This window comes from Bradyrhizobium sp. ma5 (assembly GCF_042258955.1).
Taxonomy (GTDB): Bacteria; Pseudomonadota; Alphaproteobacteria; order Rhizobiales; family Xanthobacteraceae; genus Bradyrhizobium.
The window spans coordinates 2,390,117-2,409,288 of record NZ_CP170156.1 but is presented as its reverse complement, the minus strand read 5'-3'; the positions used below and the strand labels follow the sequence as shown (position 1 = coordinate 2,409,288).

Annotated in this window: 15 protein-coding genes and 1 pseudogene; 8 read left to right on the top strand and 8 right to left on the bottom strand. The window is 58.3% G+C overall.

Translation table 11 applies throughout. From position 1 onward, the window contains the following. Positions 1-9: 9 nt before the first annotated feature. Positions 10-1,326 (bottom strand): fumarylacetoacetase, encoded by a 1,317-nt coding sequence (gene fahA / locus ACE103_RS11140; protein ID WP_375779443.1) that lies wholly within the window; start codon positions 1,324-1,326, stop codon positions 10-12. An 81-nt stretch (positions 1,327-1,407) separates the two neighbouring features. Next, the gene (locus ACE103_RS11135; protein WP_375779442.1) at positions 1,408-2,169 is read right to left on the bottom strand and encodes a GntR family transcriptional regulator; all 762 of its coding nucleotides are present in this window, start codon (positions 2,167-2,169) and stop codon (positions 1,408-1,410) included. A 56-nt stretch (positions 2,170-2,225) separates the two neighbouring features. On the opposite strand from ACE103_RS11135, the gene ACE103_RS11130 reads away from it, so the two are divergent. Both ACE103_RS11130 and ACE103_RS11125 read left to right on the top strand, forming a co-directional pair. After that, positions 2,226-2,969 carry a helix-turn-helix transcriptional regulator gene (locus ACE103_RS11130; RefSeq protein WP_375779441.1) on the top strand — a complete coding sequence of 248 codons (744 nt, stop codon included), beginning with the start codon at positions 2,226-2,228 and terminating at the stop codon, positions 2,967-2,969. 104 nt (positions 2,970-3,073) lie between these two features. Continuing rightward, positions 3,074-3,826 carry an SDR family NAD(P)-dependent oxidoreductase gene (locus ACE103_RS11125; RefSeq protein WP_375779440.1) on the top strand — a complete coding sequence of 251 codons (753 nt, stop codon included), beginning with the start codon at positions 3,074-3,076 and terminating at the stop codon, positions 3,824-3,826. Positions 3,827-4,020: 194 nt separating this feature from the next. On the opposite strand, the gene ACE103_RS11120 is transcribed toward ACE103_RS11125, so the two are convergent. Next, positions 4,021-5,340 carry an aminomethyl transferase family protein gene (locus tag ACE103_RS11120; protein WP_375779439.1) on the bottom strand — a complete coding sequence of 440 codons (1,320 nt, stop codon included), beginning with the start codon at positions 5,338-5,340 and terminating at the stop codon, positions 4,021-4,023. Between the two features lie 105 nt (positions 5,341-5,445). After that, on the bottom strand, positions 5,446-6,648 hold the full coding sequence (locus tag ACE103_RS11115) for an ABC transporter substrate-binding protein (RefSeq protein WP_375779438.1): 1,203 nt from the start codon (positions 6,646-6,648) through the stop codon (positions 5,446-5,448). A gap of 430 nt (positions 6,649-7,078) precedes the next feature. Here ACE103_RS11115 and purU point away from each other — a divergent pair, with 430 nt between their 5' ends. Further along, a complete protein-coding gene (purU, locus tag ACE103_RS11110; protein ID WP_375779437.1) occupies positions 7,079-7,951 on the top strand; it encodes a formyltetrahydrofolate deformylase in 873 nt (290 codons plus the stop codon). Positions 7,952-8,154: 203 nt separating this feature from the next. Beyond that, positions 8,155-9,066 carry a bifunctional methylenetetrahydrofolate dehydrogenase/methenyltetrahydrofolate cyclohydrolase FolD gene (gene folD / locus ACE103_RS11105; protein WP_375779436.1) on the top strand — a complete coding sequence of 304 codons (912 nt, stop codon included), beginning with the start codon at positions 8,155-8,157 and terminating at the stop codon, positions 9,064-9,066. 566 nt (positions 9,067-9,632) lie between these two features. Here the strand turns inward: folD and ACE103_RS11100 are convergent. Next, positions 9,633-10,106: a MaoC family dehydratase N-terminal domain-containing protein gene (locus tag ACE103_RS11100; RefSeq protein ID WP_375779435.1), complete on the bottom strand. Its 474-nt coding sequence runs from the start codon at positions 10,104-10,106 to the stop codon at positions 9,633-9,635. Positions 10,107-10,304: 198 nt separating this feature from the next. Next, positions 10,305-12,425 carry a hypothetical protein gene (locus tag ACE103_RS11095; RefSeq protein WP_375779434.1) on the bottom strand — a complete coding sequence of 707 codons (2,121 nt, stop codon included), beginning with the start codon at positions 12,423-12,425 and terminating at the stop codon, positions 10,305-10,307. Between the two features lie 271 nt (positions 12,426-12,696). Between ACE103_RS11095 and ACE103_RS11090 the strand changes: the two genes are divergently transcribed. Further along, entirely contained in the window at positions 12,697-14,313 is a 1,617-nt protein-coding gene (locus tag ACE103_RS11090; protein ID WP_375779433.1) for a GMC family oxidoreductase, read from the top strand. 46 nt (positions 14,314-14,359) lie between these two features. Here ACE103_RS11090 and ACE103_RS11085 read toward each other — a convergent pair whose 3' ends face one another. Further along, positions 14,360-14,635 carry a hypothetical protein gene (locus ACE103_RS11085; RefSeq protein ID WP_375779432.1) on the bottom strand — a complete coding sequence of 92 codons (276 nt, stop codon included), beginning with the start codon at positions 14,633-14,635 and terminating at the stop codon, positions 14,360-14,362. A 271-nt stretch (positions 14,636-14,906) separates the two neighbouring features. Beyond that, positions 14,907-15,629 (bottom strand): GntR family transcriptional regulator, encoded by a 723-nt coding sequence (locus tag ACE103_RS11080; protein ID WP_375779431.1) that lies wholly within the window; start codon positions 15,627-15,629, stop codon positions 14,907-14,909. 451 nt (positions 15,630-16,080) lie between these two features. Between ACE103_RS11080 and ACE103_RS11075 the strand changes: the two genes are divergently transcribed. From ACE103_RS11075 to ACE103_RS11065, 3 genes and pseudogenes are all read left to right on the top strand, one after another. Further along, the gene (locus ACE103_RS11075) at positions 16,081-17,328 is read left to right on the top strand and encodes an acyl-CoA dehydrogenase family protein (RefSeq protein ID WP_375779430.1); all 1,248 of its coding nucleotides are present in this window, start codon (positions 16,081-16,083) and stop codon (positions 17,326-17,328) included. Beyond that, positions 17,325-18,344: a phosphotransferase family protein gene (locus ACE103_RS11070; protein WP_375779429.1), complete on the top strand. Its 1,020-nt coding sequence runs from the start codon at positions 17,325-17,327 to the stop codon at positions 18,342-18,344. The genes ACE103_RS11075 and ACE103_RS11070 overlap by 4 nt, the downstream gene beginning before the upstream one ends. Further along, a pseudogene (locus tag ACE103_RS11065) lies at positions 18,341-19,126 on the top strand (SDR family oxidoreductase). The gene ACE103_RS11070 and the pseudogene ACE103_RS11065 overlap by 4 nt, the downstream one beginning before the upstream one ends. Positions 19,127-19,172 lie beyond the last annotated feature (46 nt).

Sequence of the window (19,172 nt, the reverse complement as noted above, 5' to 3'; positions counted from 1 at the left end):
GCGATAGAGTCAGCCGGCAAGCGCCGGAAGAATTCGCCCGGCGCAACAGCCGAATCCAATCGGTACGAAGCCATCACGAACACATCGGCCGGTAATCGTCACCTCGTCGCCATCTTCGAGGAACGTCCGCCACTCGCCGCCTGGCAATTCTAATGCGGCCTCCCCCGCCCGTGTTATCTCGAGCAGGCTCCCGAGCGAATTCTTGTCGTCCCCGGAAACGGTGCCGCTGCCGTAGAGATCGCCAGCTTCTATGCTGCAGCCATTGCTGGTGTGATGCGCCACCAACTGGCCGACCGACCAGTATAGTTCACGCGTCGAGGCCCGGCCGAGCAGGATGGGCCTATTTTCCTCCCGCCGCATCCGCGCGGTCGCCAATTTCGTCTCAAGCATGATGTCGACGGCACCATTGGCTTGGTCTTCCTTGTCGGCAAGATAGGCAAGAGGCATCGGATCGCCTGCCGGGCGTAGCCGAACCGAAGTTCGAAAGGGCCGCAACGCATCAGCGGTCACCACCCAAGGCGAGACGGTAGTTGAAAAACTCTTGCCGAGGAACGGACCGAGCGGTTGGTATTCCCAGGCCTGGATATCGCGGGCAGACCAATCGTTGAGCAGGCAGAAGCCGAATACATGATCCCAGGCCTGCGCCAGCGATACGGGTGTGCCCTGAACGGAGTGACCGCCGAGGAATACGCCGAGTTCTGTTTCGAAGTCGAGGCGCCGACTCGGACCGAATAACGGCGTATCCTGGCCAGCCGCACGTGTTTGTCCGCACGGCCTGCGCACACCCCGGCTGACACTTATCGTAGAAACCCGACCGTTGTAGCCGATCGGGACATATTTGTAATTCGGCAGAAGGGGTGCATCCGGCCGGAAGATTCGGCCGGCATTGGTCGCGTGTTGGATCGACGCGAAGAAATCGACAAAACCGCCCGGCCTGGCCGGAAGAAACATCTCGGCCGTGGCGATTGGGTGAAGATGGCGTTCAACCTGCCCCTGCTCACCGCGGCCCGCTGCCAGCACATTGGAAAGGCTCAGTCGCAACGCGGTCCATGCACTTGGTGATTGCGACATCAGCGGCTGCAGCGTGGGTGCTGCTAGCAGGTGAGCGATGGATTGAGCCTCGCCGAGCAGCGATGCGACGGCCGACACGTCGAGAATGCAGTCACCGATCGCCACACCGCCGCGCGGCGCGCCGGCATGGGCGGGTGCGCGAAAGATACCGAACGGCAAATTCTGGATTGGAAAGTCAGTCCCAACGTGGTTGGCGCCTGTCACCCAACTGCGGCGTGAAACGTCATGGCTCGCATCGAGGTCAGGGTTAGGCACGTCTAATGTCTCCGCTCGCCGGACATAACACGTGCCGCGGTCTCCCTCTGTCACATGGTTGGGGGACCGTAGCGTCCGCAGTTACACCTGGTGGAGGTGAACCGGCTCCGACCGGCCGGTGACCCGCCAAAACAGGGAGAAGGTCCGCTGAATATGAACGCGCATTGCCTGCTCCGCGGCAGCTCCGTCGCGCTTCAGTATGGCCGCGACAATCAAAGCATGATCGGCGTTGCCAAGAGCGAGTTCATCACCGGTCGTGGCGCGCGCGATCGGTGCATTGAAGTAAAATTGCCCAGAGTGGTAGATTGCATCGGTAAGTCTGCCGTTGCCAGCCGCGCGCATGATGGCATCATGAAAGTTGCGGTTGCTACTCACCCTCATGTTCTCATCCGTGCTGCGCAGCGTCAGACGCAGTTCGTGGATGCCGGCAATCGTAGCGATATCTGCAGGTGAGCCGCGCGTTGCTGCCAGGTTCGCAGCATAGCCCTCGAGAGCCATGCGCAATTCGGCATTTTGACGAATCTCGTCAGGCGTGAATTCGCGCACAGCCCAGCCGCGCTTGCGCGGCACCACCAAGCCGGCATTGGCCAGCCGCTGCAAGCTTTCTCGCACCGGCGTTCGGCTGACCTGCAGCCTTTCCGCCAAGTCGAGCTCGATCAGAGGCTGGTTGGGTCGCAGCTCGCCAGTGACGATCTGACGTCGCAACACATCATATACGTCGTCCGACAATCGGGAGGGCGGTAGCGCCTTACTGAACATAAAAGGGACCAATTTTTTGCACGCAAATTTGCATACAAACTCGGTTTCGTCTATAAGAAAGTGCGTACGCAGAGGGGAAATCACGAGGAATATGCATGCGGACCCATCGGCTCATTAGACCGCGGTCGACGTCGCCTGAGATGCCGAGGCTTACGGACCTGATCGAGCATCTCGGCACGTCGGCTTTTTCCGCTACGTTGTTCCGCTCGACTTTTGATTGGGCAAAGGCCAGCCACCTCACCGCATTCGCGTTCGAGCCCGGTCAAAGACCACAGGTGATTTTCGCGGAGAATACCGGGACGGCGCCGGTAGCCCGCGAAGTCGCCGATCTGTACTGCCGCGATTACTGGCGGCACGATCTCGCGAATTCCATAGCGGCAAACTCCGCGGCAACAGCGGAGCCTCACGAGAGTTGGATCCTTCACACGCAAGCGTCGGAGATCGCACATTCCAACTATCGGCGCTGTTGCTACACCGCCGTATGTCTTGACCACCGCGTCAGCCTGATCGAAACCAAAGGCAACCGTACTCTGCGTATCAACCTCTACCGAACCAGGGGCGACATTTTCACGGACGAAGACGTGGATCGGATAGCCGACCGGGCCCTTTTGATACTGGCGCTGGCGCGCCGTCACGCCGACTACGGCGCGGCCAGTCGGCAGAATTCTCTCGCTTACTACCGTGACCGTCTTACCGACAAAGCCCCCCTGCTGACGCAGCGCGAGAAAGAGGTCTGCGCAGCAATCATTCTTGGCCTCACCTCTGAGGGGATTGCCCTCGAACTGGGCGTAGGTGTCAATACGGTACTCACCTACAAGAAGCGAGCCTATACCCGTTTGGGTATTTCTTCGCAGAACGAGTTGATGCACCTCGTCCTGAATTGATCGGGTGTCCGAAGACCATCCGAAGGCATGGCGGTTGTCCCCATATCTGGTGACAGACTTTCCTGTCCGATCATCTCAAGATCGCGTCCGGAAAGGAAACTTCAATGAACGATAACGATATGCTGACCGGTCGCCTGGCGGTCGTGACTGGCGGAAGCAGCGGTATTGGCGCCGCCGCCGTCAGGCAGTTTGCTGCAGCAGGAGCAGATGTGATCATCGGCTACCACAACAACGAGGAGGGCGCACAGAAATTGCTGCACTGCCTGCCGGCCGGTCGGCACGAGGTCGCGAAACTTGCGCTTGAAGATGCCTCAAGCTTCAAGGCACTCGCAGAGCGCATCGACGCGCGCGGTGGCAAAGTGGATATCCTCGTTAACTCGGCCGGTTTCACGTGCGCGATCCCGCATCATGATCTGGACACCCTTACCGACGAATTGTTCGAACGGATCTTGATTGCCAATGTCCGCGGCCCCTACTCCGCAATTCGCGCATTAAGCCGCCAACTTCGCGCCTCGGGCGAGGCTGTGATCATCAACGTATCCTCGATCTCCGGCTTCACGGCCTCAGGCAGCAACGTCGCCTATTGCGCATCGAAGGCAGCGCTGGACAGTATCAGCATGTCTCTCGGTCGTGCTCTTGGCCCACATATCCGCGTCCTCAGCGTGTCGCCCGGCGCAGTCGCCACTGATTTCGTGCCGGGACGTGACCGAGCGGTGCTTGAAGCGGGCGCTAAATCGACGCCGTTGAAGCGCGTGATAGAACCGGACGACGTCGCGGCAGCCATCCTTGTTTGCGTCACGCATCTTAAGGCCAGCACCGGAACGACGATCGTGGTCGATGGGGGACGCCATCTTTAGAATACGTCATCGCTCCTCCGATCGTAAAAAGCGATAAGCGGACCATGTACGTCCGCGTACCGCACGTTGCTGCGACGGTCATGTCCTGACGCTTGGAGGGCGCCGGCAGCAAGCCAGCCCCTTCCGATTGACACCGGCGACGACGATTGAGGCTTCCAAGCCAGCCGGCGCTCGGGACGTAAAGGCCGGTTCGTTTAAGCGAACGCGGACGGGTCCAACTGCTTGTTGTCTGCCTCGTTTAGATAAGGGTAGCGAGCCACGACCGCCCGCACCTGCCTTATTCGACCTCCAAAGTCTCCCCAATGCAGTTCGACCTCGTTGCCGATTTGAGCTTCGGCTCGGTCGATCACGCAATGAGAGATTACCTGGCGATAGTAATAGCTATAGGCAATTCCCGACGACACGCCAATCATATGTCCGTTCTTGGAAACGTGATCCGCGTGCGCAAGAACGTAGCGGTAGTTCGGCATCGCAGGAAGTTCGAGGTACTTGTATTCCTGTCCGGGACGGAACAAGGATGAATAAATGTCCACGACATCATCCGTATTCCACACCAACGTCACGATAGTCCTTTTCGGATCCGCATGTTCTCTTTCAAGTGCTGCGCGGCCAATGAAATCGTGATCAAAGCGGACGGATCGATCCCACCCGAGTTCGAACGGATTGCGGAACCGCGATTTAATATCGTTTGGATCGATGCTGCCGGAAAAGGCCGGCGGCATGAACCGCAGAGGCTTCGTCTTCTTCACATACTCGTTGAATCCCGGATCGGCGAAAGCTGCGACGATGAATGTCCAGGACTGTTGAGGAAATCCAGCTTCGATGTGATTGACCGTGTACGTTAGCCATCCGAGACGCTCGATTCCGAATTCGAGGCCGGCTTGGTAGACTTCTTCATAGATTGTAGCTCCGTCTTCCACCGGTCCATGGAGCTCGTAGGCGATCGTTCCGGCCATTCCCATCCGCATGATCTGCACCGAGCGGCCGGCGATCTTGGTCTGGCGGTAACGCAGATACTTGATATCGCGGAGGTCCTCCTTTGTGACTTTCTCGAGAATCCGCAAGCTATTTGGACCAGCCACCTGAAACAGAAAATTGTCCTCGACGGTCTCTTTAACATCCAAGTTGGTTTTACTGTATTGATAGCGTGACCAAGGTCCGGCCACAAACAGTCGAAACTGGTCTTGTGCGGGTCGTTGCAGCACACCGTGTCCGGCGATGTGTCCGCTGTCGGTGCACATGATCGCGTGTTTGGCCGTCCCTACCGCAAAGTTGGCGAAGCTGTTGACGCATATCTGCGATAGAAATTTTTCTGCATCCGGTCCCTCGTAAAGAAACTGCGCAGGACCCGAGAGCCCACCGTGAATATAGCTGCTCGTCTTCCACGACATGCTCTCCTGCTTCCAACCGTTGAATTCCCATTGGCGCGGAGCACCGCCGCCAAGGTTGAACAGGGGATACTCAGGATAGAACGGGACGGCGGTTGGCAATGCGAAAGGAGATGCGACAGACACGGTTGGTACCTCAGTTCTAGGCATTGATGGTTTCGATGGCAGCCATCAGCAACGACGCGCGCGCGACTCGCTGCCGGTGCGACCGGCCCAAAGATCGGAATCCGACTAGGGCGTCGCGCAAGCTTCGTTCATCGGAAGAAAAGCCTCCGATGCAGGTATCTCACGTATTGGCTCGAAGTAGTCCCAAGGACGCTTTGATTCGGCCGGCGTCTTGACCCGATAAAGCACCGGGTCATATATCAGACGGCCATCAGCCCTCAGCGTTACCGACTTACCGAAGAACTCAACTGGCATCGCGCGCATCGCTCTGTTAGCCACCAATGATTCGTCGGAATCGGTCGCATCAATCGCCCGGAGATAGTGCTTGACGGCCGTGTACGTGAGAGCCTGGATCTTGGTTGGCATCTTCCCGGTAATAGCGAAGAAGCGGAGGCTGAACTCGCGCGTACCGGCGCTCTGGTCCCAATAGAACGCGCTTGAGAATGTCAAATGCTGCGCGACGCTCAAGCCGAGCGCGTGAACATCGGTGATGAACACGAGAAAGCCCGCAATGATCCGCTTGCCATCCATCAAGCCGAATTCATTGGCCTGCTTCACGGCCGTCGAGAATTCATCGCCTACGGCCGCCAGCGCAATCACGTCTGCATTCGAGGACTGCGCTTGAACGAGATAGGAAGCAAAATCGGAGGTTCCGATCGGAAAGCGGGAGGCTCCAACCACCTTGCCGCCGCGCTTTGACAAGGCATCGGTGACTTGGCGCTGCAGTGCGTTTCCGAACGCATGGTCAACGGTCAAGAAATACCACGTCTTCCCGCCCTGCTCGAGAACCGCACGGGACGTCCCTGCGGTGAGAGTTTGTGTATCGTCGATCCAATGCGAACTCGTTGGATTGCAGAACTTTGACGTAATATCCGACGTCGCTCCGGACGTGATCATGATCGTCCGCTTCTTTTCCAGGCCGATCTGCTGCACCGCGAGCGCAATCGAGGTCACGGGCAGATCGACGATCGCATCGACTTTCTCTCGATCGAACCACCGCCGCGCGATCGCCGTCGCGATGTCAGGCTTGTTCTGGTGATCAGCCGAGACCAATTCGATTGGCGCGCCTCTCACCGTATTCCCGAAATCGCTAACGGCCATTTGTGCTGCAACAACAGACCCCTTGCCGGCGGCGTCGGCATACGGGCCGGACATATCGTTTAGGATCCCGATCTTGACGACGCCGTCGGAGATCTGCGCGGAGGCGCGTGCGGCGAAGAGTGCAACGCAAAGGATCTCCAGCAGGCACCGAATGCAGAGCCTACTCATCTGGCAGTTCCTGTCAGTTGCGCCGTCCGCGCCGCCGATGAGCTTGTTCCACCTCTGTGGTTGAAACGCGCGTTGTGATGGGACGCCAGCGGGCCAGCCGTCCCGAAACATGTAAAGGAATACCTCCCAACCGGGGCGGCTCCAGAAGGGACTGACCAGGGCCGAAGACAGTTCAGATACATCTGATGCGCTCTTTTTTGACTTGGTCCAGTCTAAGCGCCGCGACATCATTCGCGTGTCACATGGTCTTGTGACAGCGCCGATTTGATTTGGCTGCAAATGGTTCGACATCAAATCGCGTGTCGCGGTGCGAAGTCAGACCCTTCGACCGGGCTCCGATCAAGGTTCGGCTAGTCGAGCAACAGATCGGCATTCGCGATCGGGAAGCTCACCTGCACGTCTAGGCACCAGCAAAGAGATCTGAAACTCCATGACGTCTTCGCCTTGCTATATCCTGACGTTATCCTGCCAGAACAGGCCCGGCATCGTTGCCGGCGTGTCCGCATTCCTCTTTCACGCCGGCTACAACATCCTCGAGGCCAATCAGTTCGACGATGTTGAGACCGCCCGCTTCTTTATGCGCATCGTATTTAATCCGGCCGACCCCGGAGCGTCACCCGACGTGGCCGCGTTGCGGGAGCAATTCGCCGAGACGGCACAACAGTTCGGGATGTCCTGGGAACTTCATGATCGGGCGCAGCGTCGCAAGGTTCTGATCATGGTGTCACGCTCCGATCATTGCCTGGCCGACCTCCTCTATCGCTGGCGAATCGGAGAACTGGCGATCGACATCGTCGGCATCCTCTCAAATCACATGAAAGAGACCTACGCGCATCATGATCTCGAAGGCCTGCCGTTTCACTATCTGCCTGTGACCAAAGAGACCAAGCTCGAGCAGGAGGCGGAGGTTTGGCGGGTGATCCAGAACTCGGGCGCGGAACTTGTGGTTCTGGCGAGATACATGCAAGTTCTCTCCGACGGGTTGGCAGCAAAGCTCGCCGGCCGTTGCATCAACATCCACCACTCGTTTCTGCCCGGCTTCAAGGGAGCAAAGCCCTACCATCAGGCGCACGAGCGGGGAGTCAAGCTGATCGGTGCGACCTCGCACTTCGTCACCTCCGATCTCGACGAAGGCCCGATTATCGAGCAAGACGTCGAGCGCATTTCGCATCGGGACACGCCGGACGACCTGATCCGCAAGGGACGCGATATCGAGCGCCGAGTGCTGGCTCGCGCGGTTCGCTATGTCATCGAAAATAGGGTCATTCAGAATGGCCGCAAAACCGTTATTTTCACGGACTAGATGATGGACAGCATCCCGACTGAGGACAGACTGCGCGAGTCTTGGCGTCGAACACCGATCATGGGCACACTCAAGCTCTCATCGTTGGGATTCGGCCGCAGCCTGCCGACATGTACCCTGCACGCTTCCTTCACCTCAACGCTCCCGCGGCATCCCACCCTGCACAACAGGCACCGCGGCGCGCTTCAGGCACAGCGCGCATCATGAACGCGCGTATTCTAGACGGTCGGTCGCTCGGACGCACTATTCGGACGCAGATTAGAGCCGACGTCGAAGAGTTAACCCGAAATGCCGCTGTCGTACCGGGCCTTGCCGTGATTCTCATCGGAGAGGATGCTGCCTCTCGCGTCTACGTAACCAACAAGATTAAGGCGTGCGCCGATGTCGGCATACGTTCGACTTTGATCGAGTACCCCAATGATGTGCCGGCGGAAGCCCTGATCGACGCGATCAAACACCTGAATCAAGATCCCGCGATGCACGGTATCCTCGTCCAGCTCCCGCTGCCGCCGCATCATGATGTTCGGGCCGTTCTACACGCCATTTCGATCGAGAAGGACGTCGACGGATTCCATCTCTACAATGTTGGCGGGCTGGTCGTCGGCGACATGATCTTCTCTCCTTGCACGCCGTTTGGCGTGATGAAGATCCTCGATCATGCGGGCATTCCAGTCGAAGGCAAGAATGTCACGATCGTTGGCGCGAGCAACATCGTCGGCAAGCCGATGGCGCTCATGATGATGCAACGGGACGCTACGGTCGCTGTTTGCCACGAGAAGACCCGCGATCTTGCACAGTATACAATTCTGGCCGACATTCTTATCGTCGCCGCCGGAGTTCCGAATCTAATCCTGCCCCAGATGGTACGGACCGGCGCCGTCGTCATTGATGTCGGGATCAATAGATTGCCTGATGGCCGACTGGTGGGGGACGTCGATTTCGATGGTGTTTGCCGGAGGGCCTCTTGCATCACGCCAGTACCTGGCGGCGTCGGGCCCATGACCGTTACGATGCTGTTGGCCAACACCGTCTCGGCCGCTCGCCGCTTCGTCGATCGGACCCGCGGGCCGATCCTCGAGCCGAAGCGCTTAGAGGGCGCCGCGCCGCTAACGTAACTCACAGCATGCGTGCGAACCCCACCGAGTTCGCTCCGATGGTTGGCGCCGAAGCGAACCGGTCGGGCGCGCGCGACCAATTCTTAATGCTAGCGATCCAATCGATCGGCGGATCCTGAGGGGCACGGACGGGCAACCAAGCTTCTACGATGATAGCCGTATGTCCGGACTGCCTCCCGGATCGTTTCGCTCACCGAGCGCACGCTACCTCGCCTTTTTCGCCAGTTTCCGTTCATAGTCGATGGAATCGACTCGCCGCGCGGAAGGACGAGTAAATCGTTCCGCTCGTTCAGATAGACGTCGTACATACACGTCCCTGCTCTACCGATGCTGCGCCATCGAGTTGTGGCGATTGACCTGGATGTGTCAATGGCCTGTGGATCGCTATTCTGGAGGCGGGTTCGACGCTTGCTGCACGGAAGCTGCGAGCATCACCGTCTCATGACCTCTTCTTGAGCCGTCCAAAACCCGCGCTCATCCTACGCCACATTCCCCGAGAGTGAATATCATCCAGGAGCCGACCGATCCATAAGATGCACCGAGCTTGGTCCCAGCGCGGACACAAGTTAGTTGATCAGCACTTCTGGTGGCGGGTTTCGGACAGCAAAGTCCAGTAGCATATCGGCGACGTGCACATTGCCTTGATTTTCGACCTCGACCAGTTGGGTGACCGACGTCGTGTCGCCGCTCTCGCTGTCCATGACGCTGACGATTCTCGTTGTGAACGTGAGCACGTCGCCGACAGAAATCTGAGCGAAATAGGTGCATGTCTGCGCGCGTGGCTCCACTCGGTCATCCTCAATTCCCAACTGTAGCCAACACTCGTCGGGCTCCTTCGCGCTTAGTCGATGGAGAACAAATAGATATTCCGCGGGTATAGGAGCTCGCCTAAATCCGGCCGATTCGACCAAGTTCAGATCGTGAAAGATCGACTCATCGGCGCCGACAGAATTCAAGAACATCATCAATTGTGCCGCCTCTACTCGGATCCTGGTTACCGGACAAGAACGACCGACGATGCTGGCATCCAGTTTTCTCAAGCCCACGGCTCCTGGTAATCCTCGAACCGACGCAGGATCCATCGATCCGTGATGCTCGAGCGTAGCGGGACGACTTGGCGTTTCCGGCCCGATCAGAATAAAGATCCCGATGTGGGGGCACCCACACCGGGCGAGTCAGCGGAGGATCCTGACTTCGCCGAGCACGCACTCGGACAAAGCAACCTCGCGACAGGTTCCCTAGAACTTCGAAGTTATGCCCGCATAAACCGTCTGCTCGTTACAGCTGTTATTGCTGGTTCCGTTGGCAAATGAGCAAACGAAGTTGGCGGGATTGCCGGCATCGAAGCCGTACTTGTTATGCCAGTAGCGGTAAGCGACGAACGTCTCGAGATAGTGCGAGTACTTCGACCCCCATACGGCCTTGCTGACATCGAAGGTCAGCCGAACTGGCTCAGCCTTGATTTCAGTCTTGGTGTTCCAAGACGACGGAAGAGTGTATCCGCCATAGGCACCGTTGCCTTTGGCGCCATAGAAACCGGCGTTGCCACTCCAGGAGAAATACCGGAGGTTTTCCGGGAGGAAGCCGAGCTCCCCGCCATAGTTCAGCTCCAAGGCCCATGTCGGCCGATAATGCAAGTCACCATTGATTGTCCCGGTCACGCCCGCCGGAAGGATTCCCGTGTAGCGCGGCAGACCAAAGACAAAGCCCAAGGGCGGGTTCACATTGTTGGGGTAAGCGAAAGTCGAATGATTCCATTCCTGATAGTATAGCGGAGCAATGTTCAGATATCCCTTGTATGGCAGATCGAACGCAAACTGCAGACCAGCAACGATCGCTTTTTTGTTCGGCGACGAATAGAGCTCCGTAACCCGAGACTCGCCCCCGACTTCCAAGGAGATATTCTTCAACGGGCCGTATCGGAAGGCCGTCGTGTTGAAGATCTCATTGAAGCCGAACGTGCTTCGCAGTTTTGACTCGACCTCGAGGTTGCCTGAACAAGGCCCGTTCTCACCAAATACGGGCTTACCGTAGACCGTCGAGCACGGACCTGATGGATCGTGATGGTCGGACTTCGTGACATCCACATTGAGGAGATTCGTTCCGTAAGCCCAGGTATCGTTGTGCGTGAACGAATAGACGGCCTTTTGAGTACTTGCCGTCTCGCCCGGCGAGGTGGCGTTGGGCAAGATCCCGACCGTCAGCGAATTGTCGACGCTCTTGATGAACGGCACGCCAAATGGCGAGAGCGACGGCGTACCAGGCGCATCTACGCCGAGCTTCATGGTGATGCCGTAGTAGATCCCGCTGTCGTTGCAGCTGCCATTGTAGACGCCGTTTGTGAGGCAGAACGGGTCAGCAGACGGATTGAAACCGCTGTTGTTCTGATCCCATCGCCACGCCGTCCATAGGTCGATGTAGTGCGACCATTGCTTGCCCCAAAACAGCTTGCCGGCATCCAATGTCAATCGCACGGGCTCGGCTGCATAACCGACGATCCTGGCACTGGCTGGATTTCGGACATACGGGCCATAACCACCCGTTCCATCGGGCCCGCGGATTGAGGCACGACCGCTGATCGAGAAGTACCGCAGGGACTCCGGCAAGAAATCCAGATCCATATAGTAGTTTACGTCGAGACCCCAGGTCGGGGAAAAGTGAGCCACACCGTCCGGCCAGCCAGAATAGGGAGGCCTCGCCCCGAATACGGGACCGACGATGCTGAAGTCATCATAGGTGACGTTGTAGACGCGCCGCTGGTAGTAGAGCGGGCTGACATTGAAGTACCCCTTATACGGCAAAGCGAAACCAAACTGCAGACCGGCGCTGACCGCCTCCTGGTTGTTCGCCGATCCCATATTGCCTGCGACGAGATCAAAACCGCCGACAAACGAAATATTCGTCAGGGGGCCAACCGAAAAGGCCTTGGTGTCGAACAGTTCATTCCAACCCAAAGTGCTGCGCATGGACACCACGTTGTTGACGCTGCCGGGGCATTGGCCCAGCGCAGCAAATGCCGGCCCGAGGCAAGGCGTCATCGGAACGCCGCGGTCATTCTGCTGTCTCAGCAAGACGAAAGTGTTGGTGCCGTATGCCCAGGCGTCGAAATGGGTGAAAGCGGCCGTCCATTGCGACGATTTGGACGTCCAGCTGGGCACGGCCACCGTGGGAAATAGCGACAAGGTGACCCGATTGTCGTTGACGAAGAAGAACGGCTTCTCAGGTACGGGAGCAGCCTTTAGGACAGGCGCCTTCCGAGCCAACTCCACCGTATTATCTGCATTATCTGCGGCCTGCGCTGCACAAGTCATGCAAGTCAGCCCTACCACCGAGCTGAACAACTGATGTCCAAGTTTCATGTCGCCCCCCTTAAGCTTTCACATCAACGAGCTGATGCATGACGTCTCCCCACGATCCGCTGGCTAGAGCCGAGTCTTTTTGTTTGTTTTAATGATCAAAATCGTGTTACATTTAATGCGGTCGTTCGACGATGTCAACATGAGGCGGGGGCTGCCCCTCCTGTTTGCCCGAGAGTTGGCAACTCAGACGAGGCTTCTCAGGCCCGAATTCCCCGCTAGTTGTAGACGGCGATCACCGATGTTTATCCGTCGATAAGTTGGGAGAAATTGTATGGACTGGTTCGATTACGTCATCGTCGGCGCGGGATCAGCGGGATGCGTGATAGCCAATCGCCTTGTGAGGGCAGGCTACACTGTCTGCGTACTTGAAGCGGGGCCGGTCGACAGCAACTTCTTCATTCACTTGCCAGTTGGCTTCGTGAAAACGCTACTGAACCCAACTTTGACCTGGCAGTTTAAGACGGAGCCTTCTGCCGGTTCGGGCGGACGCTCGATCAACCTCCCGCAGGGCAAAACCCTCGGTGGATCGAGTTCGGTGAATGGCATGGTATTCGTGCGGGGTCAGCCGAACGACTACGATAACTGGGCACAGCGCGGGAATCTCGGCTGGTCCTACGATGATGTCCTTCCGCATTTTCGCAACATCGAGAACAGACTCGCACCGCACGACGTCAATTTCCGGGGAGCCAAGGGACTTCTCCCGGTGAGCGATCCAGACTGGCGGCATCCGTTGTGCGAAGCGTTCATCGAAGGCGCGGCAAGCGTCGGAATTCCTCGCAATCCTGACTATAACGGCGCAGTTCAAGAAGGCGCCGGCTATTATCAACGAACCATTCGCCGTGCGCGCCGCGTTAGTGCCGCGCGCGCCTACCTCTACCCGGTGATGAAGAACTCGCGCCTCAAAGTTCTGACGAACTGCCGCGCGACGTCGATATCCTTCGAAGGTAAGCGCGCCACCGGCGTAGCCTATCGGATAGGCGAAACGATTGGAGAGGCGAAAGCCAACCGAGAAGTGATCGTTTCTGCAGGCGCTATCAACTCGCCGCGTCTGTTGGAGCTTTCGGGCGTGGGCAACCCACAGGTTTTGTCGGCCGCTGGCGTATCCGTTACCCATGATTTGCCCGGCGTCGGCGAAAACCTGGCGGACCACTACAGTCCGCGCATGATCGCCAAGGCCAAAAATATCGAGACGATCAACGAGCTCGTTCGTGGGCCGCGCCTCGCCAAGCAGGCCGTCAACTGGCTGATCGGCAAACCAAGCATTCTTGGTTTGAGCGCGGTTGTTTGCCATGCGTTTGGCCGCTCAGACCCGGCTCTCGATACACCCGACTTCACCATCATCTTCACGCCGGGAAGTTCCACGGCCGGGCGTTTGGGCGTTATGGACGATCATCCGGGCATGACTATTGGTCCTTGGCAGATGCGGCCGCAGAGCACCGGCCATGTCCATATTCGGAGTGCGAACGTCAATGCCGATCCTGTCATACAGCCCAATTATCTGCAGCATCACAAAGACAAGCAGGCCCTTCTGGCGGCTATCAGGGTTGCGCGTTCGATCTTGCACAGCGCGCCGATGGCGCATTATTTCGATTCGGAGATGCTGCCGGGAGCGGATGCGGTGTCGGATGACGAGCTTCTAGCATTCGCGCGCGCCTATGGATCGACCTCGTATCACATGGCCGGGAGCTGCCGGATGGGGCCAGCGACCGACCCTAACACTGTAGTGGATGCAGATCTGAAGGTTCACGGTTTGCAGGCTCTGAGGGTCGCCGACGCGTCTATCTTTCCGACGATGGTTTCAGCGAACACTTACGCAACATCCCTGCTCGTTGGCGAGAAAGCCGCGGCTGCAATTCTCGCTTCCGAGAGACTGAAGCAGGCCGCCTGAGACAAAAGACGCGCTCGGCGAGGCGGCCGGCGCCCTGCTCAAGGGGTCAACCGATCCTGACGACTTCGGACAGCTGGGATGAAGCGCCGCACCTTACCCAGTCTTCGCGCAACGCGGCCCGCGATGGGTCCAATCGAAACGCGCTGAGTGCGCGCTCATCGGGGAAATACAGCAGTTGCATTTCTGCCGTCGAAGAAACCGCCCGCACACGTTCTTCCAATCGGCCGCCATATTTGCTCAGCAAAGCCAGAGCGCGCGCCTCGTAGCTTTCGAACAAAGCTATATCCGCGCCGCTCAGGTCGATTTGAACCAGTATCAACATACGATCGCCGTTTTTCCTATTGGTCAGCGGTCAAGGCATCGGCCCGTCTCGTCCCATTCATTGCGATGCATGGAAGCGCAATGCAAGGGATGCAAATCGCCCGGGATCGATCAAGCCAGGCGCGACTGCCCGGGCCTACGGGGATGCGAGATCACTTGGCAACTCGACCGGTCGAGGTGCTTGCGAAGCAATCGGCATTCGATTTGGCATACTCCCCTTTGCCGCGCCGCCCCTGCTTCGGCCAAAACGGGTCGCGTTGGAGATACGGGCCTCAAGTCACGTTCAGCCGCTGCACAAATGAATACGTATCCCCACGATATACGAGATCGCCAAAGTCAAGCAGTTGCTCGTTTTTGTCGAAAGTTCGTCCAATTATCCTGATGATGGGGCCAAGAGGCTCGATACCAAGGCTCGCTGCCATGGCAGGATCGGCCGATTCGGCGAGCAACTCTTGTTCGACATGCCCGATCTTGAACCTGGTGTGGTCGCGAATAATCTGCGTCATTGGCAGCTTATTCAGAAGGTCCAAGTCGATCTGTGATGCAACGTCCAGCCGGGTGTAATTGGTCGCCAAGCTCGCGATAGCACCGTGCGCATAGCGGCGCCTCACAAACTTCATCACGTTGCGATCACCACGAAAAGCGCCTTTCAGCTTGACCGGGACGGCCACGATCTCGCTCCCCAGCAACTCCGCCTTTTCCGACTTTTGCTCCTGAATGACGTCGCCGATGAGCCCGAGGTTGTATCGAATTCGCCTGCGAACTCCCTCGGCCCTGATAAAGGTCCCCAACTTGCGCTTGCGGACGACTAGATTGCGTGCCTCCAGACTGGAGAGCGCCTGTCGCACGGTGACAATCGAAACACCGAGCATCTGGCTGAGTTCAGCCTCGGTCGGAAGGCGCAACGCCCCCTCGTCAACCCGACGCTCGATCTCAGCTTCGAGCACACTGGCGACCTGAAGCCATTTGGGCAGAGATTCAGAGAGTTCGATCAATTGCAATCCGTTCACTAGGCAATCTGGCGTTGCGGCTCCGAAGTGCCCGGGCAATGGGAGCGATCAGCAATCCTATCAAATTTCAGTTGAATTACGGCTCCCTTCCCGACCCGGTCGGCACCTGAGCTGACAGCAAACAAACACAGACTGCTCGCTCTTTTGTTACGCTCCTTTTGGCTTATATTCAGGCGTATTCGGCCCCTTTCCTGCATTCGCACCGTCAACGCTGTGCGCGAGCCAATCTATTTCGTTACGGCGCGTCACTCAACCCGTTGACGCCTATTAATACTATCATTAGCATTATAACCGAAAAGACGCCGGAAGAGAGATGGAGCGCGTGTTCTTGTGAGGGCATGAGAACGGGGTGTTGATGGGGCGCCGTGCCCGGAGGACCATCGCCTCACATCGACGCAGCGACCACTCGATCCTCTCGATCGAAAAAGAGGTGAGGATGAATTTCGCTTATTCTGATCGCGAGTTGGCCTTTCGCGAGCGCATCAGACGCTTCATGAACGAGAAGATCAGGCCGCGTCACGCGGAGGTGCTCAAGCAGACGGCGTCGGCCACCCGCTGGCGTCCACTGGACGCGGTCGAGCGGTTGAAGACCGAGGCAAAGGCCGAAGGGCTCTGGAATCTCTTCATGCCGCCCGTGCCAGCGGGCCTGCAAGAAGATAGCCAATTCGTCTTCACGGGCGAGCGGCTGAGCAATGTCGAATATGCCCACTGTGCCGAGGAGATGGGACGTATCGAGTGGGCTTCCGAGGTATTCAATTGCTCGCCTCCAGACACCGGGAACATGGAGATTCTCAATCGCTATGGCAGCGCCGAGCAGAAGGCTCGCTGGTTGACGCCGCTGATGAACGGCGAGATCCGCTCCGCTTTTCTCATGACCGAACCCGATGTCGCGTCCTCCGATGCGAGCAACATACGGACTGCCATCGAACGCGACGGCGACAACTACGTCATTAACGGCCGCAAATGGTGGTCGTCCGGCGTCGGAAATCCGCACTGCAAGCTGGCGATCCTGATGGGCAAGACCGACTTCGATGCTGCGGTCCACCTTCAACAATCGATGATCCTGCTCGATCTGGACACCCCGGGCGTGAAGGTCGAGCGCATGCTCAACGTGTACGGCTACGACCATGCACCACATGGCCATGCCGAGATCAGCCTGACGAACGTTAGAGTCCCGGTCACGAACGTATTGCTGGGCGAAGGTCGCGGTTTCGAAATCGCGCAGGGAAGATTGGGGCCTGGCAGGGTTCATCACTGCATGAGAACAATTGGCGCGGCTGAGGAAGCGCTGGAAGCAATGGCCAAGCGTCTTTTGTCCCGCGTTGCTTTCGGCAAACGCCTCTCCGAACATTCATTGTGGGAGGAGCGGCTGGCGCAGGCGCGCATCGATATCGAGATGACTCGGCTGCTGTGTCTCAAAGCCGCGGATGAAATGGACCGGATCGGAAACAAGGCGGCTCGCAACGAAATCGCCATGATCAAGGTTCAGGCGCCGCGCATGGCGATCAAGATCATCGACGATGCGATTCAGGCGCATGGGGGCGGAGGCGTCTGCGATGATTTTGACCTAGCCGCCTCGTGGGCCAATACCAGAGCGTTGCGTGTGGCGGACGGTCCGGACGAAGTCCACATGCGCGGCATCGCCCGAGCCGAATTGAACCGGTATCGTGAGCCGCGGAAGTGAGCGATCTCGATGAATCACGGCTTTCGGCGTGGCTCGCGTCGGCGGTGCCCGACGCCGGAGCATTTTCGGTGCAGAAATTTTCCGGGGGCCAATCCAATCCCACCTACCGGCTCGTCGGCGCCAGTCGCGATCTCGTCCTCAGGCGCAAGCCGTTCGGAGCGCTCCTTCCATCGGCGCACGCGATCGAGCGAGAGTTCCGGTTGTTGACGGCGCTGGAGACGACCGATCTTCGCGTACCCCACCCGATTGCGCTCTGCGAAGATCCCGCCGTGATCGGGGTGCCATTCTACTTGATGGAGATGGTAACCGGGAGAAACTATTTCAATGCGACGCTTCCGGACGTCCCTAAGGCCGAGCGGCGTGGAATGTATGCTTCGATGGTCGACACGCTCGCTCGGCTGCACAATATCGAGCCCGCCAAGGTCGGGCTTGCGGACTACGGCCGTCCTGGCAACTATTTTGGCCGTCAGGTGGAACGATGGACGAAGCAGTATCGCGCCGCGCAAACGACCGTGATTCCCGAAATGGAGCGTCTGATCGCGTGGCTTCCGACGAACTTGCCGGCGCCCGACAGGGTATCAATTATTCACGGCGACTATCGCATCGACAATTTGATCTATCACGAGAGTTCACCTGCGGTCGCCGCAGTCCTCGACTGGGAGCTGTCGACACTTGGCGATCCACTCGCCGACTTCGGCAATCTCGCGATGAACTGGATATTGCCCAGTGATGGCCGGTCCGCCTTGGATGGCCTTGATCTGGCATCCGAGGGCCTGCCCACGCTTGACGAGACGATAGCGCGCTATTGTTTGGCGACGAAGCGCGACGGCATTGCCAGTTTACATTGGCTGTTCGCCTATAATCTGTTCCGAGGCGCAGGCATTCTGCAGGGCATCCGCAAGCGACTGCTTGATGGCAATGCATCGAGCGAAGACGCCGCGGAAATTGCCGCCAAGGTCGAGCCGTTCGCACGCGCGGGATGGCAAGAAGCACGAAAAGCGGGGGCGCCGGCATGAAGTCGCATTCGCTGTTCGATCTATCCGGGAAAGTCGCGATCATCACTGGATCGTCGCGTGGGATCGGTCGCGCGATCGCGGAAGCGTATGCGGCGCATGGCGCCAACGTGGTGATTTCGAGCCGCAGGCTCGACGCGTGCGAGAACGTCGCCGCGTCGATCAATGCGGAGCATGGCTCCGATCGCGCGATCGCCGTCGCGGCCAGCATATCCGACAAGCATTCGCTCGAGCAGCTGGTCTCTCGCGCACGCGCGGGATTCGGCCGCATCGATCTGCTCGTCTGCAACGCGGCCACCAACCCTTACTACGGTCCGATGTCGGGGATCAGCGACGAGCAGTTTCGCAAGATATTCGAGAACAATGTTCTTGCTAACCATTGGCTCGTTTGCATGGTGGCGCCGGAGATGAAAGAGCGCCACTCCGGCTCGATCATCATCACGTCCTCGATTGGCGGGTTTCTCGGCTCCGACCTTATCGGATCGTAAAACATCTCGAAAGCCGCCGATTTTCAGCTCGTCCGCAATCTCGCCGTTGAACTCGGAAAGCACGGAATCCGCGTCAATGCGATCGCGCCCGGCCTCATAAGGACCGATTTTGCTCGCGCTCTTTGGGAAAACCCCGAAGCCGAAGCTGCATTCAATCGCACGACTCCGTTGGGACGTATCGGCGAAGCGATCGATGTGGCCGGGACGGCCGTATTCCTCGCTTCTGATGCGAGCGCCTACGTCACGGGTCAAACGATCGTCGTCGACGGCGGATTGGTCGTTCGCGGCAACGCATGACGGAACGACGCCCCTGTCCGATCGTGTCCTGCGGGGTCGCCAGGAC